The following is a 26,064-nucleotide window of genomic DNA, read 5'->3' as shown; positions in this document are numbered from 1 at the left end:
CCCTGCATGCCGGGTACACGGACTCGACAGCTCTGGAGAAACTCGAGCATGAACCGCAAGACTTTGGTGCTGCCGGCGATCGTCGGCCTGCTCGGCCCCGTACTCGCCGGCTGCGGTGGGTCCGACAGCGGCAGCAAGGACGGCGACGCGATCGTCGTCGGCACCACGGACCGGTTCACCGTCTCGAGCGACGCTCCCGCGCCGCTCGACCCGGCGTACGCGTACGACGTCGGCACCTGGAACATCCTTCGCCAGACCGTGCAGACCCTCATGGCGCAGCCGCGTGGCGACGGCGATCCGCAGCCCGAGGCGGCCGAGCAGTGCGGCTTCACCGACTCCGGCAACGAACGGTACGTCTGCACCCTGCGCAAGGACCTCCAGTTCTCCAACGGTGACCCCATCACCGCGAAGGACGTGCAGTTCTCCATCAACCGCGCGCTCTCCCTGAAGGCCGACAGCGAGGTGTACGCGCTGCTGTCCACCATCGACACCGTCGAGACCCAGGGAGACCGGGAGGTCGTCTTCCACCTGAAGACGGCCGACGCCACCTTCCCGTTCAAGCTGTCGACGCCCGTCGCCGGCATCGTCAACCCCGACGACTACGAGAAGGGCAAGCTGCGCGACGGGTTCCAGGTCGACGGATCCGGTCCGTACACCCTGGAGTCCGAGGTCAAGGACAACGAGCTCGTCAAGGCCGTCTTCACCAAGAACCCCCACTACAAGGGGCTGTTGAAGCCGAAGAACGACAAGGTCGAGCTGCGCTCCTTCACGAGCGCCGACGCCATGGGCGCCGCGCTCGACAAGGGCGACATCGACCTCATGACCCGCCAGATGACGCCGAAGCAGATCCAGCAGCTGTCCAAGAAGTCCGGCGACGTCGATTTGGTCGAGATGCCCGGTCTGGAGATCCGCTACCTCGGCTTCAACACCACCGCCTCGACGGTCAAGTCCAAGGCCGTCCGGCAGGCCATGGCCCAGCTCGTCAACCGCGGCGAGCTCATCTCCAAGGTGTACGGCACCCAGGCCCAGCCCCTCTTCTCGATGGTCCCCGCCACCATCACGGGCCACAGCAACTCGTTCTTCAACGAGTACGGCGACCCGAGCGCCGCGAAGGCCAAGGGGCTCCTGACCAAGGCCGGCATCTCCACCCCGGTGAAGCTCACCCTGCACTACACGACGGACCACTACGGCACGGCCACCAAGGCCGAGTTCGAGGTACTCAGGACGCAGCTCAACAGCAGCGGCCTGTTCGACGTCGACATCAAGGGCGAGGGCTGGGACAAGTTCCGCCCCGCCGAGATGGCCGGCAAGTACGACGTCTACGGCATGGGCTGGTTCCCCGACTTCCCGGACGCCGACAACTACCTGGCGCCGTTCCTCGACAAGAACAACACCCTCCGCTCGCCCTACGCGAACGGCGAGATCCGCAACACGCTGATCCCGGAGTCGCGTCGCGAGGCCGACCGGCTCAGCGCGTCGAAGAGCATCTCGGAGATCCAGGACATCGTGGCCTCGGACGTACCGCTGCTGCCGCTGTGGCAGGGCAAGCAGTACATCGCCGCCCGCGACGACATCACGGGCGCCGAGTGGGCCATCAACTCCTCCTCGACCCTCCAGCTGTGGGAGCTCGGCCGCGGTCTCTGACCCGCCGACGGCCTCCCCGGCCCCGGGACCCTCGGCGGTCTTCCGGGCCGCACGTTCCAACGACAAGGCACTTGCAAGTGAATATGCGTAACCAGTGGCCGGTCCTGTCCGTCGTGACGGGGCTGGCCGCCGGCCTGCTCACCGGATGCGGCGCCGACACGGGCGGCTCCGGCACCGGCTCCTCCGTGGTCATGGGGATGTCCGACGACGTCCTCGCGACCGACCCCGCCGCCGGCTACGACCCCGGATCGTGGCTGCTGTTCAACAACGTCTTCCAGTCGCTGCTGAGCTTCCCCAAGGGCGGTACGGAGCCCGAGCCCGAGGCCGCCAAGGAGTGCACCTTCACGGACACCGGGACCAAGGTGTACCGCTGCACCCTGAACGACGGTCTGAAGTTCAGCAACGGCGACGCGCTCACCGCGAAGGACGTCAAGTTCTCCTTCGACCGCCTGCTGAAGATCAACGACGACACCGGCCCCGCGATCATGTTCCCCATGCTCGACGAGGTGACCACGCCGGACGCGAAGACCGTCGTCTTCCGGCTCAAGTACGCCGACGCCACCTTCCCGAGCAAGATCGCATCGGGTGCCGGCTCGATCGTGGACCACCGGCAGTACTCCGCCGACGGACTGCGCACGGACGGCGGGGCGGTCGGCTCGGGCCCGTACCGGCTGGACTCCTTCGACAAGGACCAGGCCGTCTTCTCCGTCAACGACAACTACCGGGGCGCCGCCGAGGTCCACAACTCCGGCGTGACCCTGAAGTTCTTCCACGGCGACCGCTCCGCCCTGAAGAACGCGCTGCTCGCCGACCGCGTCGACGTCGCCTACCGAGGCCTCGCCGCCAACGACATCGCGGACCTCGACAACGCCACCTCCACCGGCAAGGGCATCGAGGTCATCGAGGGCGCCAGCGCCGAGGTGCAGCACCTGGTCTTCAACATGGACGACCCGGTCGCCGGCAAGCTCGGCGTGCGCAAGGCCATCGCGTATCTGCTCGACCGCGAGGCCCTGGTCGGCGATGTCTACGAGCACACGGCGACACCGCTGTACTCGATCATCCCGGCCGGTGTCACCGGCCACGACACGGCGTTTTTCGACACCTACGGGGGCCGCCCCTCGAAGCCGAAGGCGCGGGCCGCACTCCAGGAGGAGGGCGTCACCGGCAAGGTGAAACTGACCCTCTGGTCGACCCCCTCGCGTTACGGCCCGGCCACCGACGACGAGTTCAGGGCGATCGCGCGGCAGCTCAACGCGAGCGGGCTGTTCGACGCCACCGTGCGGTCCGTCGGCTTCGGCCAGTACGAGAAGGACATCGCCGAGGGCAGGTACGGCGTGTACGTGAAGGGCTGGGTGCCCGACTACCCGGACCCGGACAACTTCACGGCTCCCTTCTTCGGCAAGGGCAACGTGCTGGGCAACAACTACACGAACAGCACGATCACGTCCCAGCTCATCCCGAGGACCGCCGCGGAGAGCGACCGCTCCTCGACCGACTCGGACTACGGCCGGGTCCAGAGCATCGTCGCCGACCAGCTCCCCGTCATCCCGGTCTGGCAGGCCAAGCAGTACGCGGTGGTACGGGACAACGTCTACGGCCTCGAGTACTGCCTCGACGCCTCGACCGTCTTCCGCTTCTGGGAGATCAGCAAGGACTGACCCCCGACGCACGCACGGGGCGCGCGTACGCGAGAGGGGCGCCTCCTTCCGGCCGGAAGGAGGCGCCCCTCTCGCATTCCACGACGGCCGCCCGGTGCGCGCGCGGGCTGGCTACTGGGCGCCGGGACGCACCAGCCCGCTCTCGTACGCGTACACCGCCGCCTGCACCCGGTCGCGCAGACCCAGCTTGGTGAGGACGTGCCCCACGTGCGTCTTGACGGTGGTCTCACTGACGAACAGGTCGGCCGCGATCTCCGCGTTCGACAGGCCGCGGGCCACCAGCTTCAACACCTCGACCTCCCGCTCCGTCAGCGTGTGCAGGGTGTTCGGGACCGGCTCGTCCCCGGACGGCAGATGGACCGCGTACTTGTCGAGCAGGCGGCGCGTGATGCTCGGCGCGAGCATCGCCTCGCCCGCCGCGACGACCCGGATCGCCTGCACCAGTTCGTCGGCCGGCGCGTCCTTCAGGAGGAAGCCGCTGGCGCCGGCGCGCAGCGCCTCCACCACGTACTCGTCGAGGTCGAAGGTGGTCAGGACCAGGACCTTCGCCGGACCGTCCCGGCCGGGGCCGCTGATCTGCCGGGTCGCCTCGACCCCGTCCATCCTCGGCATGCGGATGTCCATCAGAACCACATCGGGCTGCAGGGCACGTACCTGGTCGAGTGCCTGGAGGCCGTCTCCGGCCTCGCCGACGACCGCAAGATCCTGCTCCGCCTCCAGGATCATCCGGAAGCCGGTACGCAGCAGCGGCTGGTCGTCGACCAGTAGGACGCGGATGGCCACGTAAGTCTCCTTCGCTAGTCCGGCCCCATTCTGCCCTGCGCGCCAGAAGCGGACTCGGGCGCCCTGACGGGGAGCGGATACGGCGGGGGAGTACCACCGAACTCCGGGCACACCGCCCGGTGGTCGCACCAGCCGCAGAGCTTGGTGGGCCGCGGCCGCCAGTCACCCGTCTCGGTCGCCTCCCGGATCGCCTCCCACAGCGCGAGCAGCTTGCGCTCGACGCGCTCCAGGTCCGCGATCACCGGGTCGTACGTCAGCACGTCGCCGCTGCCGAGGTAGACGAGCTGGAGCCGGCGCGGGACGACCCGCTTCAGCCGCCAGACCACCAGGGCGTAGAACTTCATCTGGAACAGGGCGCCTTCGGCATACTCAGGCCGGGGGGCCTTGCCCGTCTTGTAGTCGACGATCCGCACCTCGCCCGTCGGCGCCACGTCGACGCGGTCGATGATGCCGCGCAATCTCAGCCCGGAGTCCAGACTCGCCTCGACGAACATCTCGCGCTCGGCGGGTTCGAGCCGGGTGGGGTCCTCCAGCGTGAACCAGCGCTCGACCAGCCGCTCCGCCTCGCCGAGCCAGCGCGCCAGGCGCTCGCCCTCGGGGTCGTCGGCGAACAGCTCAACGACCTCCGGCCTGGTCTCCCGCAGCCGGTCCCACTGACCGGGGATCAGCGACCTGGCGCGCGGCGCCGTGCGCTCCGCGGCCGGTGCGTCGAAGAGACGCTCCAGCACCGCGTGCACCAGCGTGCCGCGCGTGGCCGCCTCGCTGGGCTTCTCCGGCAGCTTGTCGATCACCCGGAACCGGTAGAGCAGCGGACACTGCATGAAGTCGCCCGCGCGTGAGGGCGACAGCGACGCGGGGGGCGCGGGCGCGGCCTTCACGACCGGTTCGGCGGGCGCCACCGGCTCGACGGCCTGGGCGGGCACGGCGTCCGCCACGACGGTCACCGGGGCCCCGGCGGTCGTGGCAACCTCCGACGGCGCGGCCGTACCTGTGCTGTCCGCCGGGGCCTGCGGGGGGCCGGCCGCGCCGGTCCGCGCGACGTCGCCGACGCCCGTTGCAGCCGCGTCCTCGGTGCTGGTGTCCATGACGACAGACCATACGGCGCGGCACCGACACTCACCCAGCCGCGGCCGGTGCGACGGCACGGAAAACGCGGGGGGTGCCGGGGCGGAACGCGCCGCGACGGCCGCATACCATCGACCGCAGACCCTCCCGCCCTGCATGATCGGGAGTGGGGGAGACGCTTCGAACGAGGGGACATCGTGGACGAAAGCGGCGGGAGCGGGCAGCCGCGGTCCGGCAACGACGAGGCGACCGGGGCTCACGCGGATCCGTCGGCACCCACGGCCGCCGGGACCGGGCGTCCGGCGGCGCGCCAGCACGACACACCCCAGGAAGCGACGCCCGCGGCCCCGGGCCACACCCGCGGGACGCCTCCCGGCGACGGCACCCCGGCGCCGACAGGCGGTGCTCCGGCCCCGGCCGGCACGCATGTGACGCTCCCGGGTGACAGCACCGCAACACCGGTCGACCACGGGACGGCTCCCCGCGCCGGGACGCCGGCCGAGGGTGCTTCGGCCGCGGACGCCCGAGGGAGAACCCACGGCGTCGGCGCCGTGACGCCGCACGCCCGCGAGACCACTCCGGCCGCCTCGGCGACCGGCGACCGAGGCACGGCCCACGGCGTCGGCGCCGCCGCGCCGGGCGACCACGAGAGGCCCGCGTCCGACACCCCCGCTGCTCCCGCCCGGCACGGGAGCGCTCCCGGCGACGGCCCTGTGGCCGCGGGCACCCACGAGGCCGCGCTCGGCGACGGTCCTGTGGGCACGGGCACCCACGAGGCGGCGCCCGGCGACCGCGTGACACCTTCCGGCGACGACCATCCGATGCCCGGCGACCATCCGACGCCCCGGCTTGGTGGCCCTGTGGGTCCGGGCCGGCACGGGAGCGCTCCCGGCGCCGGCCCTGGGGCCGCGGACACCCACGGGACGGCTCCCGACGCCGGCCACGTCGCCGCGGGCGCCCGCGGCGACGTGCCCGGCGACACCCCTGCGGGTGCGGGCCAGGACGATGGCGGGGCCGCACCCGGCATCAGTCCCGCCGCCCCGGCGCAGGCCGGTCACGCCGAGGCCGCCCCGGAACATCCCAGAACACCTGATGAGGCACCCTCCGGCCCCGCAGGCCGGCCCGGACCCCCCGCCGAAGCCACTCCGGCCGGCGCCGGTCCCGAAGGCCCCCGGCCCGGGCCCGACCGCGACCGCGGTGACAACCCGTCCGGCGGTCCGGCCCCGACGGATCCCCCGGGAGCCGGCGCGCAGGACACCGGCGGCCCGACGGGAGGCGGCCGGCGGACGCCCCCGTCCGGCAACCGCAAGGGCCGACCGCCCCGACGGGGCAAGGAGCCCGGCGGCGGGCTGCTCATGGGGCGCCCCTTCGGCGTCCCCGTCTACGTCGCCCCCAGCTGGTTCCTCGTGGCCGCGCTCATCACCTGGGTGTTCGGCGGCCAGCTCGACCGGGTGCTGCCCGAACTCGGCAACCTGCGCTACCTCGTGTCCCTCTTCTTCGCCGTCGCCTTCTACGCCTCCGTGCTGGTGCACGAGCTGGCCCACACCGTCGCCGCCCTGCGCTTCAAGCTGCCGGTGCGCCGGATCCAGCTCCAGTTCTTCGGCGGGGTGTCGGAGATCGAGAAGGAGTCCGAGACACCCGGCCGGGAGTTCGTGCTGGCCTTCGTCGGCCCACTGCTCTCCCTGATCCTCGCGGGCCTCTTCTACCTGGCCGTGCAGGCCGTCGAACCGGGCACCGTCCCCGGCGTACTGCTGGCCGGTCTCATGATCTCCAACCTGATCGTGGCCGTCTTCAACCTGCTGCCGGGGCTGCCCCTGGACGGCGGCCGGATGCTGCGGGCCGTCGTCTGGAAGATCACCGGCAGGCCGATGAGCGGCACGGTCGCCGCGGCCTGGGTCGGCCGCGCGCTCGCCGTGTCCGTACTGATCGGACTGCCCCTGCTCACCCAGTCCGGCGCGCTCGGCGACGCACCCGACGAGATCGGCGGCATGGACACCGTCATGGACGCCCTGCTCGCCGCGATCCTCGCCGCGATCATCTGGACCGGCGCGGGCAACAGCCTGCGCATGGCCCGCCTGCGGGAGCACCTGCCGGAGCTGCGCGCCCGCTCGCTCACCCGCCGCGCGGTCCCGGTGGAGACCGTCACGCCCCTCTCCGAGGCCCTGCGCCGCGCCAACGAGGCCGGGGCCCGCGCCCTGGTCGTCGTCGGCGCCGACGGCGAACCGCTCTCGCTGGTCCGCGAGGCGGCCATCGTCGGCGTACCGGAACACCGTCGCCCCTGGGTCGCGGTCGGCGGACTCGCCCAGGACCTCACCGACGGCATGCGGATCTCCGCCGAGCTCGCGGGGGAGGACCTCCTCGACGTGCTGCGGGCCACCCCCGCCACCGAGTACCTGGTGGTGGAGGACTCGGGCGAGATCTACGGCGTCCTCTCGGCGGCCGACGTCGAGCGCGCCTTCGTCAAGGCGATGGCCCGGCCCTCCTAGCGATCACCCCGGTCGGCCGCGGAGGCGTGCACGGCGGCTCTCGGCCCGCCCGCCGGACCCCGTGCGGGTGGTCCGCGGCCCCCGCCGGGACCGGTAGGCTGGTCACATGTCCGAACCGACCGGTGCCGCCCGCAGGCGCGGGCCCTTCAAGGTCGGGGACCAGGTTCAGCTGACCGACCCCAAGGGCCGCCACTACACGTTCACGCTCGAGGCCGGGAAGAATTTCCACACCCATAAGGGTTCCTTCCCCCACGACGAGCTGATCGGCGCTCCCGAGGGCAGCGTTGTCCGCACCACGGGGAACGTCGCCTATCTCGCGCTGCGCCCCCTGCTCCCCGACTACGTCCTGTCCATGCCCCGCGGCGCCGCCGTGGTCTACCCCAAGGACGCGGGGCAGATCCTGTCCTTCGCGGACATCTTCCCCGGCGCGCGCGTCGTGGAGGCGGGGGTGGGCTCCGGCTCGCTCAGCAGCTTCCTGCTGCGCGCCGTCGGCGACCAGGGCATGCTGCACTCCTACGAGCGCCGCGAGGACTTCGCCGAGATCGCCAAGCAGAACGTGGAGCGCTACTTCGGCGGCCCGCACCCCGCCTGGCAGCTCACCGTCGGCGACCTCCAGGACAACCTGAGCGACACGGACGTCGACCGGGTCATCCTCGACATGCTGGCCCCCTGGGAGTGCCTCGAGGCCGTCTCCAAGGCGCTCGTGCCCGGCGGCATCCTGTGCTGCTACGTCGCCACCACCACCCAGCTCGCACGCACCGTCGAGTCCATCCGCGAGATCGGCTGCTTCAACGAGCCGACCGCCTGGGAGTCGATGGTCCGCAACTGGCACATCGAGGGCCTGGCCGTCCGCCCGGACCACCGGATGATCGGCCACACCGGCTTCCTGCTCACCGCCCGCCGTCTCGCGGACGGCGTCGAGCCGCCCATGCGCCGCCGCCGCCCCGCCAAGGGCGCCTACGGCGAGGACTACGCGGGCCCCAACGCCGACGGCGGAGGCCGCTGACCCGGCGGGCACAAGCCCTCGACGTACCCAACGCACCACCGCTGTGGCCGAGTTCCCGGAGACGACCGGGAACTCGGCCACAGCGCTTTTCCGTTGACGAACCCCCACGAGTACCCACCCCGCGGTTCCACCGCACTGTGACGTGTGGCACCATGCAGGCCACCCCCACCGGTACAGCCCTCACAGGAGACGCTCCGAGTGCAGCAATCCGCCGTCCCGGAACTGGCACACACGCACACCAGCCCCGTCCACTGGGTCGCCACGGCCACCGCCCTCGCGGGAGTCGTCGCGCTGTCCTCGGTGCTGCAGCCCGACGCGGCGACAGCGGCCCAGGCGGCGGGCACCGACCCCAAGGCCGCCCCGGCCGCGACCGCGCCGCCCGACCCCGCGGCGGTCGCCTTCCCGGTCCAGTGCGGTTCCGCGAAGGTGCTGGTGCAGAAGAGGGCGGCCGGGGACCTCGACGGAGACGGCCGCCCGGAGACCGTTGCCGTCGTCCGCTGCGACGCGGGCTCCGGCACCCCGCCGAACGGGGTCTACGTGCTCACCCGGGGCGAGGGCGCGGACAAGCCGCGGATCGTGGCCACCCTGGTCGATCCCGAGGACCGCCTGAGCGTCTCGGACTTCGCGCTGCGCGACGGAGCCGTCACGGCGACCCTGCTCGGCTACTCCTCGGCCGCCGTACCGAGTTGCTGCCCGGACGTGGAGGAGCGAGCCAAGTGGCAGTGGAAGGACGGCGCTTTCGTCCGCTCGAAGCCGGCCGAGGCGCGGAGCGTGTGAGGCAAGCGGACCCGCGGTGACGCCCGGTGCCCGTCAGCTCACCCGGCGTCCGGCCCGTAGACCTCGACCCTGTCCGAAACGCGGCGCACGTGGATGCAGTCGCCCGGGCACTCCTTCGCGGAGTCGGTGACGTCCCGCAGAAGCGGCAGAGGTACGGGCGTTGCGGCGCCAGGCGCCTGGAGCAGTTCGTCGTCCGCGCTCTTCACGTAGGCCAGACCGTCGATGTCCAGCTCGAAGACCTCGGGCGCGTACTGGGCGCAGATGCCGTCGCCGGTACACAGATCCTGGTCGATCCAGACCTCGAGCGCCTCGCCGCCGACTCCTGCCTCCTGCTGCACGGTCATTTCTCCTGCCGTTTCCTGCGTCGAGCGATCCGATTCGCCGGCAAGTCGGGCCAGCTCTGACGGGTGTTGAACACTTCGACCCTACCTCCGTCCGCTTCCCAATCATGTTGGGTGGGTATTCCCCTGGCGTGAGGGAGAGCGCAAGGGTGAAGATCGGACACTCCTCGACAGTCTTTGTGATCTAGGGGTTTCAATCGACACCCACCCAGGTAGGGTCTGGAAGCGTCCAGCTCCCCTTGGAGGAGGTGAGGACCGTGGCAGCCCACGACGACGACATGAACCGCGGCATCCGCCCGGGAAGAGGGTCCGATGACCCCGCCGGGCAGGTTGCCTACCTTGAGCAGGAGATCGCCGTCCTGCGACGCAAGCTCGCCGACTCTCCGCGGCACACGAGGATTCTCGAGGAGCGGATCGTCGAGCTGCAGACCAACCTGGCCGGCGTGTCCGCACAGAACGAGCGGCTCGCCAATACGCTCCGTGAGGCCCGCGACCAGATCGTGGCCCTCAAGGAGGAGGTCGACCGGCTGGCCCAGCCGCCGGCCGGCTTCGGTGTCTTCCTCACGGCGAACGAGGACGGCACGGCGGACATCTTCACCGGGGGCCGCAAGCTCCGGGTGAACGTCAGCCCGAGCGTGGAGCTCGAAGAGCTCCGCCGCGGCCAGGAACTGATGCTCAACGAAGCGCTCAACGTGGTCGAGGCCATGGAGTACGAGAGCGTCGGCGACATCGTCACCCTCAAGGAGATCCTCGAGGACGGCGAGCGCGCCCTCGTGGTCGGGCACACCGACGAGGAACGGGTGGTACGGCTCGCCGAGCCCCTGCTGGACGTCACCATCCGCCCCGGCGACGCCCTCCTGCTCGAACCCAGGTCCGGCTACGTCTACGAGGTCGTGCCGAAGAGCGAGGTCGAGGAGCTCGTCCTCGAAGAGGTCCCGGACATCGGCTACGAGCAGATCGGCGGCCTGGGAAACCAGATCGAACTGATCCGCGACGCGGTCGAGCTCCCGTACCTCTACCCCGACCTCTTCAAGGAGCACGAACTGCGGCCCCCCAAGGGCGTCCTGCTGTACGGGCCCCCCGGATGCGGCAAGACGCTCATCGCCAAGGCGGTCGCCAACTCGCTCGCCAAGAAGGTCGCCGAGGTGACCGGACAGGCCACGGGCAAGAGCTTCTTCCTCAACATCAAGGGCCCCGAGCTCCTGAACAAGTACGTCGGCGAGACCGAGCGGCAGATCCGCCTGGTCTTCCAGCGTGCACGGGAGAAGGCCAGCGAGGGCACACCCGTCATCGTCTTCTTCGACGAGATGGAGTCCCTCTTCCGCACCCGCGGCTCCGGTGTCAGCTCGGACGTGGAGAACACCATCGTCCCCCAGCTGCTCGCCGAGATCGACGGTGTGGAAGGCCTGGAGAACGTGGTCGTGATCGGCGCCTCGAACCGCGAGGACATGATCGACCCCGCGATCCTGCGCCCCGGTCGGCTCGACGTGAAGATCAAGATCGAGCGTCCGGACGCCCAGGCCGCGAAGGACATCTTCGCGAAGTACCTCACCGCGCGCCTCCCGCTGCACTCCGACGACCTCGGGGAGCACGGCGGGGACCGGGAGGCCACGGTCCACGGCATGATCCAGACCGCGGTGGAACAGATGTACGCCGAATCCGAGGAGAACCGCTTCCTCGAGGTCACCTACGCCAACGGCGACAAGGAAGTCCTCTACTTCAAGGACTTCAATTCCGGCGCCATGATCGAGAACATCGTCGGCCGCGCGAAGAAGGCAGCCATCAAGGACTTCCTCGACGCGAACCAGAAGGGCCTCCGGGTCTCCCACCTCCTCCAGGCATGCGTGGACGAGTTCAAGGAGAACGAGGACCTGCCGAACACCACCAACCCGGACGACTGGGCCCGCATCTCCGGCAAGAAGGGCGAACGGATCGTCTACATCCGCACCCTCGTCACCGGAAAGCAGGGCGCGGACACCGGGCGCTCCATCGACACGGTGGCGAATACGGGTCAGTACCTGTAAAAGACAGGGCGGCTGCGGGTGCCCTTCACGGGTATCCGCAGCCGACTGCTTTTCAGGCCACGGCCACGGCCGGACCAAGGCAATGACGCAAATGATCTCCCCACCAGCGCAAAGGCGTTCTAGGCTCTTTCGTACCGCCGAGTCGCGTGATGCGGGGACGGGCACCGCGCACGCACCGGAGCACCAGCGGTACTTGAGCAGCGCCCCCGACCGGGGGCGCCGCCGGGCAAGGAGGGCCGCATGACCGTACGGCGAGTAATGGGCATTGAGACGGAGTACGGAATCTCCGTCCCCGGCCACCCCAACGCCAATGCCATGCTCACCTCATCCCAGATCGTCAACGCGTACGCGGCGGCGATGCACCGGGCGCGCCGCGCCCGGTGGGACTTCGAGGAGGAGAATCCGCTGCGGGACGCGCGAGGCTTCGACCTCGCCCGTGAGACCGCCGACTCCAGCCAGCTCACCGACGAGGACATCGGCCTGGCCAACGTCATCCTCACCAACGGCGCGCGTCTCTACGTCGACCACGCGCACCCGGAGTACAGCGCGCCCGAGGTCACCAACCCGTGGGACGCGGTCCTGTGGGACAAGGCCGGCGAGCGCATCATGGCCGAGGCGGCGGAGCGCGCGGCCCAGCTGCCGGGCGCCCAGCCGATCCACCTCTACAAGAACAACACCGACAACAAGGGCGCCTCCTACGGCACGCACGAGAACTACCTGATGAAGCGGGAGACCCCCTTCTCGGACATCGTGCGCCACCTCACGCCGTTCTTCGTCTCCCGGCAGGTGGTCACCGGCGCCGGACGCGTCGGCATCGGCCAGGACGGCCACGAGCACGGCTTCCAGCTCAGCCAGCGCGCCGACTACTTCGAGGTCGAGGTCGGCCTGGAGACCACCCTGAAGCGGCCGATCATCAACACGCGCGACGAGCCGCACGCGGACGCCGAGAAGTACCGCCGCCTGCACGTGATCATCGGCGACGCGAACCTGTCGGAGATCTCGACCTATCTCAAGCTGGGCACGACGGCCCTGGTGCTCTCCATGATCGAGGACGGCTTCATCGCCGTCGACCTGGCGGTCGACCAGCCCGTCCGCACGCTCCACCAGGTCTCCCACGACCCGACGCTCAAGCGCCTGGTCACGCTCCGCAGCGGCCGCACACTCACCGCGGTGCAGCTCCAGATGGAGTACTTCGAGCTGTCCCGCAAGTACGTGGAGGAGCGCTTCGGCGCCGACGCGGACGACCAGACCAAGGACGTCCTGGCGCGCTGGGAGGACACCCTGAACCGCCTGGAGAACGATCCGATGAGCCTCTCCCGGGAGCTCGACTGGGTCGCCAAGCGGGAGCTGATGGAGGGCTACCGGCGCCGGGACGACCTCGACTGGGACGCGGCACGGCTCCACCTGGTCGACCTCCAGTACGCCGACGTGCGGCCCGACAAGGGCCTGTACAACCGTCTCGCGGCCCGGGGCAGGATGAAGCGGCTCCTGGACGAGGCGGACGTCGAGCGGGCCCGTACCAAGCCGCCGGAGGACACCCGGGCGTACTTCCGCGGACGCTGCCTAGAGCAGTACGCGGACGACGTCGCCGCGGCCTCCTGGGACTCGGTGATCTTCGATCTCCCCGGCCGCGACTCGCTCCAGCGCGTCCCAACCCTGGAGCCGCTTCGCGGAACGCGTAATCACGTCAAGGAGCTCCTCGACCGCTGTCGTACGGCGGAAGACCTGGTCAGGGTCCTGTCGGGCCGCTGAGCGGGTCATGTGCCCCGCCGAGGCCGGGTGGCCGCGGCGGGGTGGAAAGAGGCGGTGGCCGGGAATCATCGAGGTGGCGCCCGGACGTTGCAGCAACTGCGGGGCCGATTTCGGACCCTGCTTGTAGGGTCTGATCAAGAACGTCGAACCGAGCGGGGTGAGGGTTATGGCGACCAAGGACACCGGCGGCGGACAGCAGAAGGCCACGCGTTCCACCGAGGAGGCCGAGGAGCAGACGCAGGAAGCGCAGGCCTCCGAGGACCTCAAGGAGCGCCAGGAGAAGCTGAGCGACGACGTCGACTCCGTACTGGACGAAATCGATGATGTCTTGGAGGAGAACGCCGAGGACTTCGTTCGGTCATTCGTTCAGAAGGGCGGCGAGTAGCCTTCGAATCGAAGGCTGCGGGGGTTCTGGACGTGATAAATGAAGAGTCCCTGAAGGGCTGCGTGCGGTGTGGTGAGGACAAGCCGCGCGCAGCCTTTGCTCGCAAGCGGTCCAACCTGGACGGTCTGCAACGCCACTGTCGAGACTGCGCGTCGGACTATCACCGGAAACGTCAGCAGAGCCTCGGGCGAAAAGTCCGTCCGCTGGCGGAGGTGCCCGAAGGGCACAAGCTCTGTCTCAAATGCGGTGAGGTCAAGCCGTGGAGCGAGTGGCACCGGAATGCCACGGCCTCAGACGGACTGTCGACGCGGTGCAAGGTGTGTCGAGCCGCCGAGAGGCGTGCGGGTCATCTGAAGCGCAACTACGGCCTCACCGAAGCCGAGCGTGACGCGCTGGTGGACTCTCAGCGGGGGCTCTGCGTGATCTGCTTGAAAGCTCCTGCCGTTCATGTGGATCACTGCCACAGGACGGGTAGTGTCCGTGGCGTACTGTGCTTCAACTGCAATTCGGCCATCGGCAAGTTGGGAGATGATCCCGACGCTGTTCGTCGGGCTGCCGCCTACTTGGAAGGATCCTCGTGGAAGCCAACACTCGTAGCACCGGGCGTCTACCAGCTGCCTTCCTGACGCCCGGGTCGTCGTCCTTCATGGACTTCCTGTCCGAGCATCAGCCGGCCATGCTCCCGGGCAACCGGCAGCTGCCGCCCACCCAGGGCGTGATCGAGGCACCGCACGGCACCACCATCGTCTCGGTCACGTTCCCCGGCGGTGTGGTCCTCGCCGGTGACCGGCGCGCCACGATGGGCAACGTGATCGCGCAGCGGGACATCGAGAAGGTCTTCCCGGCCGACGAGTACTCGGCGGTGGGCATCGCCGGCACGGCGGGTCTGGCCGTCGAGATGGTGAAGCTGTTCCAGCTGGAGCTGGAGCACTTCGAGAAGGTGGAGGGCGCCACGCTCTCCCTGGAGGGCAAGGCGAACCGTCTCTCCACGATGATCCGATCCAACCTCGGCATGGCGATGCAGGGCCTCGCCGTGGTCCCCCTCTTCGCGGGGTACGACGTGGACCGCGAGCGCGGCCGCATCTTCTCCTACGACGTCACCGGCGGCCGCTCCGAGGAGCACGGCTTCGCCGCCACCGGCTCCGGCTCGATCTTCGCGCGCGGCGCCATGAAGAAGCTCTACCGCGACGACCTGACCGAGGAGCAGGCCACGACGCTCGTCGTCCAGGCCCTGTACGACGCGGCCGACGACGACTCCGCGACAGGCGGTCCCGATGTCGCCCGCCGGATCTACCCGATCGTCACCGTGATCACCGAAGACGGATTCCGCAGGCTCACCGAGCCGGAGTCCTCCGAGATCGCCCGCGCGATCCTGGAGCGGCGCCTCGAGCAGCCCGACGGCCCGCGGGCCGCGCTGCTCTGACCCCGCCCGCTCTTGGCAAGGTGACCCTGTGACTTCGACAGAAAGGGACGGTTAACCGGTGTCGACGCCGTTCTATGTCTCTCCCCAGCAGGCGATGGCCGACCGGGCGGAGTACGCCCGCAAGGGCATCGCCCGTGGCCGCAGCCTGGTCGTGCTGCAGTACGCCGACGGCATCGTCTTCGTCGGCGAGAACCCGTCCCGCGCGCTGCACAAGTTCAGCGAGATCTACGACCGGATCGGCTTCGCCGCCGCCGGCAAGTACAACGAGTACGAGAATCTGCGGATCGGCGGTGTGCGCTACGCCGACCTCCGCGGATACACCTACGACCGGGACGACGTGACCGCCCGCGGTCTCGCCAACGTCTACGCCCAGACCCTGGGCACGATCTTCTCCTCCGCCGCCGAGAAGCCGTACGAGGTGGAGCTGGTGGTCGCCGAGGTCGGGGAGACCGCCGACGGCGACCAGATCTACCGGCTGCCGCACGACGGATCGATCGTCGACGAGCACGGTTCGGTCGCGGTCGGTGGCAACGCCGAGCAGATCAGCAGCTATCTGGACCAGCGTCACGAGGACGGCATGACGCTCGCCGAGGCGCTCAAGCTGGCCGTGCAGGCCCTGTCGCGCGAGCCGAACGGCGGTGAGCGGGAGATCCCCGTGGAGCGCCTGGAGGTCGCCGTCCTGGACCGTACGCGTCCGCAGCAGCGCAAGTTCAGGCGCATCACCGGGCGGCAGCTCGGCCGCCTGCTGGAGGCCGGTGGTGCGTCCACCGCCACGGAGGCCGAGGATCCCGACGACGAGGAGTGACCTCGCCTTCGCCCCGCTGTGTGCGTGCCCCGGCCCCTGTGGCCGGGGCACGCGGCGTTTCCGGGGTTCGGGTTCCGGCCGGAGTCGAGGTTGCGGCCTGTTCCCCGGTTCCGTTCGGGGGCGCGTGGTGGTCCCTGCCGTCGTCCCGATTCGCCGGGCCGCCCGGACTGCGCTGCTCAGACGGCGGAGGGGGACCCCGTCCCCGCGCGGTGACCGGTGGGCGGGGCCGTGGAGCCCCGTACGACCAGTTCGACGGGGATGTCGCCGGCCTCGGGCGTACGGCCTTCCAGGACCGCCAGGAGGGCCGCCATGCCGCGTTCGCCGAAGAGCTCGGCGTCCAGCCGGACGGTGGTCAGCTCCGGGTCGATGGCGGTGGCGAGCGCCAGGTCGTCGAGGCCGGTGACGGAGACGTCGTCAGGGACGCGCAGACCGAGCCGCCGCACCGCCTTGTAGGCGCCCGCGGCCAGCTTGTCGTCGTCGCAGACGATCGCGGTCGGCCGCGGGCCGGGGACGCCGAGGGCGGCCTCGGCGGCGGCCAGGGCTCCGTCGATGGAGATCGGGGCGGGCGCGGTCCGCAGCTGGGTGCCGGGGACGGCGGCGAGCCGCGTCGCGAGTTCCCGTGCCCGCACCTCGAACGTCCAGGAGGCGATGTCGGCCGCCAGGTGCAGGATGCGGCGGTGGCCGAGGGCCAGCAGGTGCTCCGCGATCTGCCGCACACCGTCCGCGATGTCGAGGTTGACGGTCGCCGCGCCCAGGCTGCCGGCGGGGTCGCTGTCCAGCATGACGAGGGGCAGCTGGTCGCCGCGGATGGCGGTGAGGGCGTCGGCGGCCATCGAGGAGGCGAGGACGCCGTCCAGCGCGGCGGGCGCGGAGCCGAAGGGGTCGCGGGCCGGGCCGATGCCCTCGGGGGAGGGGTACAGGACGACACCGAAGCCGTGCTCGGCGGCGACCCGGGCGGCGCCGGTGTAGACGCCGGCGAAGAACTCGGTGGTCAGGGCCGGCACCACGAGGAGCACGGTCCGGGTGCGGCCGAGGCGCAGATTGCGGGCGGCGAGGTTGGGGCGGTAGCCGAGTTCACGGGCGGCCTCCCTGACCCGGTCCGCCGTCGTCGCGGAGACCCGGCCCCGCCATTTGTCGCCGAGCACCAGGGAGACGGCGGCCTGGGACACCCCGGCGGCCTGGGCGACGTCCCGGCTCGTGGGGCGCGTGCTGCTCGGTGCCACCGTCGACCTGTCTCTCTGCTGGACTCGCGGACTGGGCACATGGTACGTATGAGCGAGGACGTTATACGTAAAACTTGGGGTGCGGGCAGCCTCGGCGCTCGGGAGAGAAGGCGACATGGCCGCGGGATACCTGGAGATCCTCAGGACAAGGCACGCCGCACGGCTCCTCACCGGCACCCTCGTGGGCCGGCTGCCGAACGCCACCGCCGCGATCGCGGTCGTGCTCTTCATCCGCGCGGAGGGCGGCACCTACAGCCTGGCCGGGGCACTGGCGGCCGTCTACGGCGTCTCCAACGCGGTGGGCCAGCCGCTCCTCGGCCGCCTCGTGGACCTCTGCGGGCAGCCGCGCGTCCAACTGCCCGCCGCCCTCGTCTCCGCTCTCGGCATGACCGCGTTCGCCTTCGCGGGCACCGACCCGCTGCCCCTCGCGTACGCCTCCATGGCCGTCGCCGGACTCTTCACGCCGCCCCTCGAGGGCGGCCTTCGCGCCCTGTGGCCCAGCGTCCTGCGCAAGGAGGAGCAGGTGCACACCGCGTACGCGATGGACGCCGTGGCGCAGGAAGTCATGTTCACCGTAGGGCCATTGCTCGTGACACTCTGCGTGTCGCTCTGGTCCGCCCGGGCCGCGCTCCTGGTCCTGAGCGTCATCGGGCTCCTCGGCGCCCTCTCCGTGGTGCTCTCGCCCCCCTCGCGCGCGTGGCGTTCGGCACCGCGCGAGGCGCACTGGCTGGGCGCGCTGCGCTCGCCGGGTCTGCTCGCCCTGCTGGGCGCGTTCCTGTTCATCGGCATGGCGCTCGGCTCCATCACGGTCGCCGCGGTGTCGTACGCCGACGACCACGGCGGTGACGCCGTGTACGGCTGGCTGATGGCGGCCCTCGGTCTCGGCGCCCTGGTCGGCGGCAGCGTGTACGGCGCCCGGCGGTGGGCGGGGGAGCCGGAGGGGCGACTGAGGTGGCTGGTCGCCCTTCTGGGGGTGTGTTACCTGCCGCTGATGCTGACGCCGGGCGCGGTGGCCATGACGGCGCTCACGGCCCTCTCCGGCGTGTTCCTCGCGCCGTGCATCGCCTGCGCTTTCATCCTGGTCGACCGGCACGCCCCGCGCGGCACGGTCACCGAGGCGTTCTCCTGGCTGGTGACGACGTTCACCGTCGGCGCGTCGGTCGGAACGGGTCTCGCGGGACCGGTCGTCCAGTGGGGCGGAGCCTTCTGGGGCTTCGCGGTGCCGGGTGCCGCCGGAGCCGTGTCCCTGCTGGTCCTGCTGGCCACCGGGCGGGTCCTGGCAGCTCCCGCCGCGGGCGAGGTCGTTGCGGTCTCATCGGAAAATGATCCAAACCGTGCCGTCGAACCCCGTTTCAGCGCAGGGGATCGGGCGTAATGTTCAGTCATGGACCGCCGCATTTTCGGGCTGGAGAACGAGTACGGCGTCACGTGTACGTTCAGGGGACAGCGCCGCCTGTCTCCCGACGAGGTGGCGCGGTACCTCTTCCGCCGTGTCGTGTCATGGGGCCGCAGCAGCAATGTCTTTCTGCGGAACGGTGCCCGCCTTTATCTCGACGTGGGATCACATCCGGAATACGCGACACCCGAATGTGACAACGTGACCGAGCTGGTCACCCACGACAAGGCCGGCGAGCGCATTCTCGAAGGACTCCTCGTCGACGCCGAACGCCGCCTGCACGAGGAAGGAATCGCGGGCGACGTCTATCTGTTCAAGAACAACACCGACTCGGCGGGCAACTCCTACGGGTGCCACGAGAACTACCTGGTGGCCAGGCACGGGGAGTTCTCCCGACTCGCGGACATTCTCATTCCGTTCCTCGTCACGCGACAGCTGCTGTGCGGCGCCGGCAAGGTGCTGCAGACACCGCGCGGTGCCGTGTACTGCGTCAGTCAGCGTGCCGAGCACATCTGGGAGGGCGTCAGCTCCGCGACGACCCGCTCCCGGCCCATCATCAACACCAGGGACGAGCCGCACGCGGACGCCGAGCGCTACCGCCGGCTGCACGTCATCGTCGGCGACTCGAACATGTCCGAGACCACCATGCTGCTCAAGGTGGGCGCCACCGACCTCGTGCTGCGCATGATCGAGGCAGGCACGGTGATGCGTGATCTGACCCTGGAGAACCCGATCCGGGCGATCCGCGAGGTCAGCCACGACATCACGGGCCGCCGCAAGGTGCGGCTGGCCAGCGGGCGCGAGGCCTCCGCCCTGGAGGTGCAGCGCGAGTACTTCGAGAAGGCCGTGGACTTCTGTGAGCGCCGCGGCATCCGCACGGGCACCGTCGAGCAGGTCCTGGAGCTCTGGGGCCGCACGCTCGACGCGATCGAGGCCGAGGACCTCGACCGGATCGGCACCGAGATCGACTGGGTGATGAAGTACCAGCTGATCGAGCGGTACCGGGCCAAGCACAACATGACGATGTCGAATCCGCGGGTCGCGCAGATAGACCTCGCCTACCACGACATCCACCGTCGCCGCGGTCTGTACTACCTGCTGGAGAAGAAGGGGCAAGCCGCCCGGATCTGCAACGACTTGAAGATCTTCGAAGGCAAGTCCGTGCCGCCGCAGACCACCCGCGCGAGGCTGCGCGGCGACTTCATCCGGCGGGCCCAGGAGCAGCGCCGCGACTTCACCGTCGACTGGGTGCATCTCAAGCTCAACGACCAGGCGCAGCGCACGGTGCTGTGCAAGGACCCGTTCCGTTCCGTCGACGACCGCGTGGAGAAGCTGATCGCCGGCATGTGAGCCGGCAGCGCACCGGTGGGCTACGCCCGATGCCCGGAGGCAGTGATGCCGCCGGGCATCGGGCGTTCGCCGTCCCGGACGGGGCGGGTGCACCCCGGCTGCCGTCCCCGGGCGGTCGGCGCGCGGGCGGGGTGTCCGGAGTGTCGCGCGGCCCGGGCACCCGCGTGTGTCGCGACAATCCGTGCACCGATGTGCGTACGCCGTAGAGTGGCGCCCATTGCCCCGCCTCCGATCCCCAGTTGGACTGATGAACTACAACGTGAAGCGTCGTGCCGTCGCGCTGCTGGCCGTACCCGCCCTGCTGTTCACCGCCGCGTGCGGATCGGACGGTGACGACGACGGCGGCTCCGCGGAAGGAGTCGCCGTGGTGAAGGGAGAGGTCGGGCAGAAGCCGAAGATCTCCGTCCCCAAGGGCGACCCGTCGGACAAGACGGTGATCAAAACCGTGTCCGAGGGCGATGGGAAGGTGATCAAGAAGTCGGACTTCGTCCGGCTGGACTGGACCGTCGAGAAGTGGGACGGCGCCAAGGAGCTCGGCGGCACCTGGGCCTCGGCGAGCAGCGGCAGCACGCCGCGCCAGCAGGCCGTGGAGCGCGTCGGCCAGCAGAGCCAGCAGCTGCCCGCCAAGGTGCTCGACGCCGTCAAGGGCAAGAAGCAGGGCAGTCGTGTCCTGGTGCAGGGCACCGCGGGCGACCTGATCGGTGAGAACCTGAACACGTCCTCCGGCATCGCCAAGAAGGACGTGCTCGTCTGGGTGGTCGACGCGGCCGGTGCCGCCACCGTCGACCCCAAGGCGGAGGTCAAGGGTGAGCAGGCCGCCCCGGCGCCCGGCATGCCGGTGGTGAAGGCCCCCTCGCAGAAGGCGGCGGTCATCACCATCCCGAAGAACACCAAGGCGCCCAAGGACCTCAAGGAGCAGGTGCTCATCAAGGGCACCGGCCCGAAGGTCAAGGCGGGCCAGGGCCTCATCGCCCAGTACACCGGTGTGAAGTGGGAGGACGGCAAGACGTTCGACTCCTCCTGGAACCACGGGGGCGCCACTGGCTTCCAGATCGGCACCGGCTCCGTGGTGCAGGGCTGGGACAAGGGCCTCGTCGGCAAGAACGTGGGCGACCGTGTCCTGCTGGTGATCCCGCCCTCGCTGGCCTACGGCTCGAACCCGCAGAGCGAGCTGGCCAAGAACACGCTGGTCTTCGTAGTGGATATCCTCGGAACGGTCTGACCGCGGTGTCAGTGACACCGTCCGGGACCATGCCGCGTAACAAGGAGCAATGAAGTGAGCATCGAGAAGCCCGAGATCGACTTCCCGGGCGGCGAGCCCCCGGCGGATCTCCAGATCAAGGACATCTGGGAGGGTGACGGCCCGGTCGCCAAGGCCGGTGACACGGTCAAGGTCCACTACGTGGGCGTGGCCTTCTCGACCGGCGAGGAGTTCGACGCCTCCTGGAACCGCGGCACCCCGCTGCAGTTCCAGCTCGGTGTCGGCCAGGTCATCTCCGGTTGGGACCAGGGCGTGCAGGGCATGAAGGTCGGCGGCCGTCGCCAGCTGATCATCCCGGCGCACCTCGCGTACGGCGACCGCGGTGCCGGCGGCCGGATCGCCCCGGGCGAGACGCTGATCTTCGTCTGCGACCTGGTCTCGGTCTGAGCCGTCAAAGGGACCGCACCCGATCCGGTCATGGCCGGAACCGGATCGTGGTCCGGTCTTCGTCTGTCGTGTGATCGAAATCCGACCGGACCCGATCACCTGGGCCCATGCCTGTCCGGCATGGGCCCTCGGCTTTTGCCGCGGCACTGCGGACCGGTACGGTCATCGGTCGGAAGCACCATAGGAAGGGCGTCGATGGCCATTGCCAAGGCCGAGCGGCTGATGAACCTCGCGCTGTGTCTGCTCGGGACGCGGCGGCCGCTCAGCAAGCGCGAGCTGCGCGAGTCCATCGAGGCCTACCTGGAGGCCGGGTCGGACGACTCCTTCAACCGGATGTTCGAGCGCGACAAGGACGATCTGCGCGAACTCGGCCTGGTCATCGAGACCGTGGAGAACCTCGACGGCGAGGTCGGCTATCTCGCCCGCCGCGACAGCAACCGCCTGCCGCCGATCACGCTCGACGCCGAGGAGGCCGCCGCCCTGGGCCTGCTCGCCAAGGTGTGGCAGCAGGCCCGCCTGGCCGGGGCGGCGAGCGGCGCCCTGCAGAAGCTGCGGGCCGCCGGGCTGCCCGAGGACGTCGACCCGTACGAGGTCCACGGCGCACTGGAGCCGCACATCCCCGTGCACGAGGCGGCCTTCGAACCGCTGATGCTGGCCTGCCGCGACCGCCGCCCGGTCACCTTCGACTACCGGAAGGCCACCGCCGCCCGGCCCGAACCCCGCACGGTCGAACCCTGGGCCCTGGAGTGCTGGCGCGGCCACTGGTACCTGGCCGGCTGGGACCGCGACCGCGGTGCCGAACGCGTCTTCAGGCTCTCGCGGATCACCGGCAAGGTCCGCAGCCGCTCCGGGAAGTTCACGGCCGAGGTGCCCGACGTCGTCACCGTGCGGGTGACGGTCGCGAGCTGGGCCGGGGAGAACGCCGACCGATCCGCCCGGATCCGGCTGCGCGCGGGTGCCGGCTACCCGCTGCGCGCCAAGGCCGCCTCCGTGCGGGAACTCGGCGACGGGTGGGACGAGTTGGAGATTCCGTACGGGCACGGTCTGGACGCCTGGCTCGTGGAGTTCGGGCCGGACGTGGTGGTCCTCGAGCCCGCCGAGCTGCGGGCCGAGGTAGTGGACCGGCTGCGCGCCGTGGCCAAGGGCTGAGGGGGACACGACAACGTGGCAGGCAAACCGGCCAGGCCGGCGAACGCCATCGACCAGACCCGGCGGATGCTGTCGCTGGTGACCTATCTGCGCGAGCGCCCCGGCGCGCGTGTCAGCGACGTCGCCCGCGCCTTCGGCATCAGCGAGGACGAGCTGATCTCCGACCTCGACGTGCTGCCGCTGTGCGGGACCAGCTTCCGCGGGGGCGACCTCCTCGACATCGACACCGACGGCGACCGCATCTGGTGGCACAACCCGGCCGCCCTCGGCGCCGAGGCCGCGGAGCCGCTGCGCCTGGCCGCCGACGAGGCCACCGCGCTGCTCGTGGCCGCCCGCGCGGTCGCCACGCTGCCCGGACTGCGCGAGGGCGACCGGCAGGCCCTGCTGCGGGCCACCGCCAAGGTCGAGGCCGCGGCGGGCGAGGCGGCGGGCGCCAGCTCCCGGCTCTCGGTCACCTTCGAGTCCGAGGGGGGTGTCTTCGCGGACGTCGACCGGGCCATCTCCGAGCGGCGCCGCCTGTGGATCCGCTACTACTCGCCCGCCCGCGACGAGCTCTCCGAGCGGGAGATCGACCCCATCCGCCTGGTCAGCGTCGGCCACACCTACGTCGAGGCCTGGTGCCGCCGCTCCGAGGCGCGCCGCACCTTCCGGCTGGACCGGGTCGCCGAGATCCGCATCCTGGACGAGCCGTCCGCGCCGCCCGAGATCGAGCTGAGGGACCTCTCCGAAGGCCTCGTGCAGCCCGCCGCCGAGGATCCCGAGGTGGTGATCGAGGTCGGCCCCGGCGGGCGATGGGTCGCCGAGTACTACCCCCACGACACCGCCGAGGAACTGCCCGACGGCGGACTGCGGATCACGCTGCGGGCCCCCGACCCGGCCTCGCTGCGCCGGCTCGCGCTGCGGCTCGGCGGAGACGGCCGGATCGTGTCGCCGCAGGATCTCGCGGACAGCGCCCGCCGGGCGGCCCGCGAGGCGCTCGCGGCGTACGACGCCCCCGAGCCGCACGGAGTGCTCGGCGCACCCCGGCCGGCCACCGGGCGGGCCGCGCCCCACGGAGTTCAGGACGAGCTGTACGACAGGCAGGAGCAGGGGCTTTGAGCACGTCGGCCATCTCTGGTGCACGTGACATGTCGGTGGCGTCGGCGTTCGCCGGGATGGCGAGGGTCGCCCCCGTGCTGTTCAGAGCCGCCTGCCCCGACTGCCGGGGCCGCTTCGAGCTCTCCGCCGCGGCGCTGCGGCTGGCCGTCGGCGCCAGCAGCCGCACCACGTTCTACTCCTTCACCTGCCCCGACTGCGGGGAGGCCGTGCGCAAGCCGGCCGGTGAGCGGATCGTCGAACTGCTCACCGGCGGCGGGGTGCGGACCCTGCGCCTGCACTCCGGGATCTGAGGGACAGGCGCTAGGGTCGACGACATGTTCTGGCCGATGTTCGCGATAGCTGTGGGTTTCCTGGGAATCGCCGTGCTCGGCGTGCTGGCTGTCCGTGTCTTCCTGGAGGCGCAGCGGCTGGGACGGCAGGTGGCCGATTCGGCGCAGCGCATCAACCGTGCCGCGGAGGACCTGGAGCGGGTCGCCGTGATCACCGCCCGCTCTGCGGACACCCTGTGAGTCACGGGTTCCCGGCCGTCCGAGGGCTTGCGGCCTGTCGAGGCGGCGGGGCAGCCGGGTACGCTGCTTGGTGTGGCCCGGATAACGAGGCGCGGGCCGCGAACTGGGAGTACGCACAGGGATTGCCTCGCGTTTACCCCTGAGCGTTACGATCGCTGTCAGCACGACGATCGGGCACCTGTCCGACCGATCGAACAGCTCCCAATCCAGCCGTCTCGGTGAGAAGGTAAAGACTTATGTTCGGAAGGCTCGGCGCCCCCGAGATCATTCTCATCCTCGTCGTCATCATCCTGCTGTTCGGCGCGAAGAAGCTTCCCGACATGGCGCGTTCGCTCGGCAAGTCCGCTCGCATCCTCAAGAGCGAGGCCAAGGCCATGAAGTCGGAGAGCCACGACCCGGCTCCCGCCGGCCCGCCGAACACCGACGAGCAGTCCCCCTCTCAGCGCACCATCCAGGCCGCGCCCGGCGACGTGACCAGCTCGCGCCCGGTGGCCGAGCCGACGGACACGACCAAGCGCTGACGCAGGGCCGGAGGCCTCCGGCCCGCCGCACGAGATGAGGACGTGGGTTGCTCAAGTCTGCCCGCAAGAAAGAGAGGGATCCCGAGGGTCGGATGCCCCTCGCGGAACACCTTCGTGAGCTCCGCAACCGGCTCGCGAAGGCGATGCTGGCCATCGTCGCCGTCACGGTCGTGGCCGCGTTCTTCTACTACGACATCATCAACTTCATCACGGAGCCGATTCTCAGCAAGGTCGGCTGCCACCAGACCTTCGAGGAACTGTCCAAGTCCTCCAAGGACCAGTGCGCGCAGCTGACGGTCAGCGGTCTGCTCATGCCGTTCACGCTGGCCCTGAAGGTCTCCCTGATGGCCGGTGTCGTCCTGGCGTCCCCGGTCTGGCTCTACCAGCTGTGGGCGTTCATCGCGCCCGGCCTGCACCGGCACGAGAAGAAGTACGCCTACGGGTTCGTGGGCCTCGGTGCGCCGCTCTTCCTCGGCGGCGCCTTCTTCGCCTACAAGGTGCTGCCCACCACGGCGAAGGTCCTGCTGGACTTCACGCCCGACGGGGCGGTCAACCTGCTGCCGCTGGACGACCTGCTCGACCTCGTGACGCGCATGGTGGTCGTCTTCGGCCTGTCCTTCGAGCTGCCGCTGCTGCTGATCTTCCTGAACCTGACGGGCATGATCACCGGTAAGCGCATGCTGGGCTGGTGGCGGGGGATGATCCTGGGCATCACGCTGTTCGCGGCCCTCGCGACGCCCAGCACGGACCCGCTGAGCATGCTGGCCCTCGCCGGCCCGATCTGGGTCCTGTACTTCTTCGCCGTGCTCTTCTCCCTCCTGAACGACCGGCGCAGGCGGCGGCGCGATGCCGAGGGCCCCGCCGACGACGAGGCTTCCGAGCTGGACCTCACCCCCGAGGACATCGGCGAGATCGAAGCCGTCCCGGCCGGACGGGCGCTGCCCGAGCAGGCGAGCACGGACCGGGTCAACGGTTATGACGACGTGACCTGACGAGGACCGGGACCTCGTAAGGTCGGGCC

25 protein-coding genes are annotated in these 26,064 nt (G+C 70.3%); 21 read left to right on the top strand and 4 right to left on the bottom strand.

The annotated features are described in order from the left end of the window. Positions 1–48: 48 nt before the first annotated feature. Positions 49–1,644, top strand: coding sequence for an ABC transporter substrate-binding protein (locus AC0ZLC_RS13165; RefSeq protein ID WP_476752111.1), 1,596 nt, complete (start codon positions 49–51; stop codon positions 1,642–1,644). Positions 1,645–1,721: 77 nt separating this feature from the next. Next, the gene (locus AC0ZLC_RS13160) at positions 1,722–3,302 is read left to right on the top strand and encodes an ABC transporter substrate-binding protein (protein WP_476752110.1); all 1,581 of its coding nucleotides are present in this window, start codon (positions 1,722–1,724) and stop codon (positions 3,300–3,302) included. A 111-nt stretch (positions 3,303–3,413) separates the two neighbouring features. On the opposite strand, the gene AC0ZLC_RS13155 is transcribed toward AC0ZLC_RS13160, so the two are convergent. After that, positions 3,414–4,085, bottom strand: a complete 672-nt coding sequence (locus AC0ZLC_RS13155) for a response regulator (protein WP_476752109.1) — start codon at positions 4,083–4,085, stop codon at positions 3,414–3,416. 14 nt (positions 4,086–4,099) lie between these two features. Next, the gene (locus AC0ZLC_RS13150; protein ID WP_476752108.1) at positions 4,100–5,170 is read right to left on the bottom strand and encodes a RecB family exonuclease; all 1,071 of its coding nucleotides are present in this window, start codon (positions 5,168–5,170) and stop codon (positions 4,100–4,102) included. An 801-nt stretch (positions 5,171–5,971) separates the two neighbouring features. On the opposite strand from AC0ZLC_RS13150, the gene AC0ZLC_RS13145 reads away from it, so the two are divergent. The 3 genes from AC0ZLC_RS13145 (at position 5,972) to AC0ZLC_RS13135 (ending at position 9,419) form a co-directional block, all read left to right on the top strand. Further along, positions 5,972–7,636 carry a site-2 protease family protein gene (locus AC0ZLC_RS13145; protein ID WP_476752257.1) on the top strand — a complete coding sequence of 555 codons (1,665 nt, stop codon included), beginning with the start codon at positions 5,972–5,974 and terminating at the stop codon, positions 7,634–7,636. Positions 7,637–7,742: 106 nt separating this feature from the next. Continuing rightward, complete coding sequence (locus tag AC0ZLC_RS13140) at positions 7,743–8,642, top strand: tRNA (adenine-N1)-methyltransferase (protein ID WP_358854619.1); 900 nt, start codon at positions 7,743–7,745, stop codon at positions 8,640–8,642. 198 nt (positions 8,643–8,840) lie between these two features. Then, positions 8,841–9,419, top strand: a complete 579-nt coding sequence (locus AC0ZLC_RS13135; protein WP_476752107.1) for a hypothetical protein — start codon at positions 8,841–8,843, stop codon at positions 9,417–9,419. A 38-nt stretch (positions 9,420–9,457) separates the two neighbouring features. Here AC0ZLC_RS13135 and AC0ZLC_RS13130 read toward each other — a convergent pair whose 3' ends face one another. Further along, complete coding sequence (locus AC0ZLC_RS13130) at positions 9,458–9,763, bottom strand: ferredoxin (RefSeq protein ID WP_476752106.1); 306 nt, start codon at positions 9,761–9,763, stop codon at positions 9,458–9,460. A gap of 254 nt (positions 9,764–10,017) precedes the next feature. Between AC0ZLC_RS13130 and arc the strand changes: the two genes are divergently transcribed. The 6 genes from arc to prcA all read left to right on the top strand — a co-directional run bounded on the left by arc (position 10,018) and on the right by prcA (position 16,149). Continuing rightward, positions 10,018–11,784, top strand: coding sequence for a proteasome ATPase (gene arc, locus AC0ZLC_RS13125; protein WP_358854622.1), 1,767 nt, complete (start codon positions 10,018–10,020; stop codon positions 11,782–11,784). 240 nt (positions 11,785–12,024) lie between these two features. Continuing rightward, a complete protein-coding gene (dop, locus tag AC0ZLC_RS13120; protein ID WP_476752105.1) occupies positions 12,025–13,536 on the top strand; it encodes a depupylase/deamidase Dop in 1,512 nt (503 codons plus the stop codon). Positions 13,537–13,702: 166 nt separating this feature from the next. Further along, complete coding sequence (locus AC0ZLC_RS13115) at positions 13,703–13,921, top strand: ubiquitin-like protein Pup (protein WP_476752104.1); 219 nt, start codon at positions 13,703–13,705, stop codon at positions 13,919–13,921. 32 nt (positions 13,922–13,953) lie between these two features. After that, positions 13,954–14,547 carry an endonuclease VII domain-containing protein gene (locus AC0ZLC_RS13110; protein WP_476752103.1) on the top strand — a complete coding sequence of 198 codons (594 nt, stop codon included), beginning with the start codon at positions 13,954–13,956 and terminating at the stop codon, positions 14,545–14,547. Beyond that, entirely contained in the window at positions 14,499–15,344 is an 846-nt protein-coding gene (gene prcB, locus AC0ZLC_RS13105) for a proteasome subunit beta (protein ID WP_476752102.1), read from the top strand. Before AC0ZLC_RS13110 ends, prcB begins: the two co-directional genes overlap by 49 nt. A gap of 58 nt (positions 15,345–15,402) precedes the next feature. Beyond that, complete coding sequence (gene prcA, locus AC0ZLC_RS13100) at positions 15,403–16,149, top strand: proteasome subunit alpha (RefSeq protein ID WP_476752101.1); 747 nt, start codon at positions 15,403–15,405, stop codon at positions 16,147–16,149. A 176-nt stretch (positions 16,150–16,325) separates the two neighbouring features. Here prcA and AC0ZLC_RS13095 read toward each other — a convergent pair whose 3' ends face one another. After that, positions 16,326–17,372 (bottom strand): LacI family DNA-binding transcriptional regulator, encoded by a 1,047-nt coding sequence (locus tag AC0ZLC_RS13095; RefSeq protein ID WP_476752100.1) that lies wholly within the window; start codon positions 17,370–17,372, stop codon positions 16,326–16,328. Between the two features lie 115 nt (positions 17,373–17,487). On the opposite strand from AC0ZLC_RS13095, the gene AC0ZLC_RS13090 reads away from it, so the two are divergent. From AC0ZLC_RS13090 to tatC, 10 genes are all read left to right on the top strand, one after another. After that, positions 17,488–18,747, top strand: a complete 1,260-nt coding sequence (locus tag AC0ZLC_RS13090; RefSeq protein WP_476752099.1) for an MFS transporter — start codon at positions 17,488–17,490, stop codon at positions 18,745–18,747. Between the two features lie 9 nt (positions 18,748–18,756). Next, on the top strand, positions 18,757–20,118 hold the full coding sequence (gene pafA / locus AC0ZLC_RS13085) for a Pup--protein ligase (protein WP_358854630.1): 1,362 nt from the start codon (positions 18,757–18,759) through the stop codon (positions 20,116–20,118). A 247-nt stretch (positions 20,119–20,365) separates the two neighbouring features. Further along, positions 20,366–21,340: an FKBP-type peptidyl-prolyl cis-trans isomerase gene (locus tag AC0ZLC_RS13080; protein WP_476752098.1), complete on the top strand. Its 975-nt coding sequence runs from the start codon at positions 20,366–20,368 to the stop codon at positions 21,338–21,340. A gap of 54 nt (positions 21,341–21,394) precedes the next feature. Then, the gene (locus AC0ZLC_RS13075) at positions 21,395–21,766 is read left to right on the top strand and encodes an FKBP-type peptidyl-prolyl cis-trans isomerase (protein WP_476752097.1); all 372 of its coding nucleotides are present in this window, start codon (positions 21,395–21,397) and stop codon (positions 21,764–21,766) included. A gap of 195 nt (positions 21,767–21,961) precedes the next feature. Beyond that, positions 21,962–22,915: a helix-turn-helix transcriptional regulator gene (locus AC0ZLC_RS13070; protein WP_476752096.1), complete on the top strand. Its 954-nt coding sequence runs from the start codon at positions 21,962–21,964 to the stop codon at positions 22,913–22,915. A 15-nt stretch (positions 22,916–22,930) separates the two neighbouring features. Then, the gene (locus AC0ZLC_RS13065; RefSeq protein ID WP_476752095.1) at positions 22,931–24,013 is read left to right on the top strand and encodes a helix-turn-helix transcriptional regulator; all 1,083 of its coding nucleotides are present in this window, start codon (positions 22,931–22,933) and stop codon (positions 24,011–24,013) included. Positions 24,014–24,042: 29 nt separating this feature from the next. Then, positions 24,043–24,303, top strand: coding sequence for a hypothetical protein (locus AC0ZLC_RS13060; protein ID WP_476752094.1), 261 nt, complete (start codon positions 24,043–24,045; stop codon positions 24,301–24,303). Between the two features lie 24 nt (positions 24,304–24,327). Next, complete coding sequence (locus tag AC0ZLC_RS13055) at positions 24,328–24,522, top strand: hypothetical protein (RefSeq protein ID WP_476752093.1); 195 nt, start codon at positions 24,328–24,330, stop codon at positions 24,520–24,522. Positions 24,523–24,758: 236 nt separating this feature from the next. Continuing rightward, positions 24,759–25,043 carry a Sec-independent protein translocase subunit TatA gene (tatA, locus tag AC0ZLC_RS13050; RefSeq protein WP_476752092.1) on the top strand — a complete coding sequence of 95 codons (285 nt, stop codon included), beginning with the start codon at positions 24,759–24,761 and terminating at the stop codon, positions 25,041–25,043. Positions 25,044–25,090: 47 nt separating this feature from the next. Then, positions 25,091–26,035 (top strand): twin-arginine translocase subunit TatC, encoded by a 945-nt coding sequence (tatC, locus tag AC0ZLC_RS13045; protein WP_476752091.1) that lies wholly within the window; start codon positions 25,091–25,093, stop codon positions 26,033–26,035. Positions 26,036–26,064: the final 29 nt, after the last annotated feature.

It is taken from the genome of Streptomyces sp. GLSS-08 (genome assembly GCF_056387915.1).
Note: the sequence above shows the minus strand (reverse complement) of the source record. Positions and strands in the feature narration are given on the sequence as shown.

What these genes read in the sequence shown, in the direction of transcription:
- AC0ZLC_RS13165 (WP_476752111.1), top strand. Translation starts at nt 49, where the DNA reads ATGAACCGCAAGACTTTGGTGCTGCCGGCGATCGTCGGCCTGCTCGGC.
- AC0ZLC_RS13150 (WP_476752108.1), bottom strand. Translation starts at nt 5,170, where the DNA reads ATGGACACCAGCACCGAGGACGCGGCTGCAACGGGCGTCGGCGACGTC.
- AC0ZLC_RS13145 (WP_476752257.1), top strand. Translation starts at nt 5,972, where the DNA reads ATGCCCGGCGACCATCCGACGCCCCGGCTTGGTGGCCCTGTGGGTCCG.
- AC0ZLC_RS13140 (WP_358854619.1), top strand. Translation starts at nt 7,743, where the DNA reads ATGTCCGAACCGACCGGTGCCGCCCGCAGGCGCGGGCCCTTCAAGGTC.
- AC0ZLC_RS13130 (WP_476752106.1), bottom strand. Translation starts at nt 9,763, where the DNA reads ATGACCGTGCAGCAGGAGGCAGGAGTCGGCGGCGAGGCGCTCGAGGTC.
- dop (WP_476752105.1), top strand. Translation starts at nt 12,025, where the DNA reads ATGACCGTACGGCGAGTAATGGGCATTGAGACGGAGTACGGAATCTCC.
- AC0ZLC_RS13115 (WP_476752104.1), top strand. Translation starts at nt 13,703, where the DNA reads ATGGCGACCAAGGACACCGGCGGCGGACAGCAGAAGGCCACGCGTTCC.
- AC0ZLC_RS13090 (WP_476752099.1), top strand. Translation starts at nt 17,488, where the DNA reads ATGGCCGCGGGATACCTGGAGATCCTCAGGACAAGGCACGCCGCACGG.
- pafA (WP_358854630.1), top strand. Translation starts at nt 18,757, where the DNA reads ATGGACCGCCGCATTTTCGGGCTGGAGAACGAGTACGGCGTCACGTGT.
- AC0ZLC_RS13080 (WP_476752098.1), top strand. Translation starts at nt 20,366, where the DNA reads ATGAACTACAACGTGAAGCGTCGTGCCGTCGCGCTGCTGGCCGTACCC.
- AC0ZLC_RS13070 (WP_476752096.1), top strand. Translation starts at nt 21,962, where the DNA reads ATGGCCATTGCCAAGGCCGAGCGGCTGATGAACCTCGCGCTGTGTCTG.
- AC0ZLC_RS13060 (WP_476752094.1), top strand. Translation starts at nt 24,043, where the DNA reads ATGTCGGTGGCGTCGGCGTTCGCCGGGATGGCGAGGGTCGCCCCCGTG.
- AC0ZLC_RS13055 (WP_476752093.1), top strand. Translation starts at nt 24,328, where the DNA reads ATGTTCTGGCCGATGTTCGCGATAGCTGTGGGTTTCCTGGGAATCGCC.
- tatA (WP_476752092.1), top strand. Translation starts at nt 24,759, where the DNA reads ATGTTCGGAAGGCTCGGCGCCCCCGAGATCATTCTCATCCTCGTCGTC.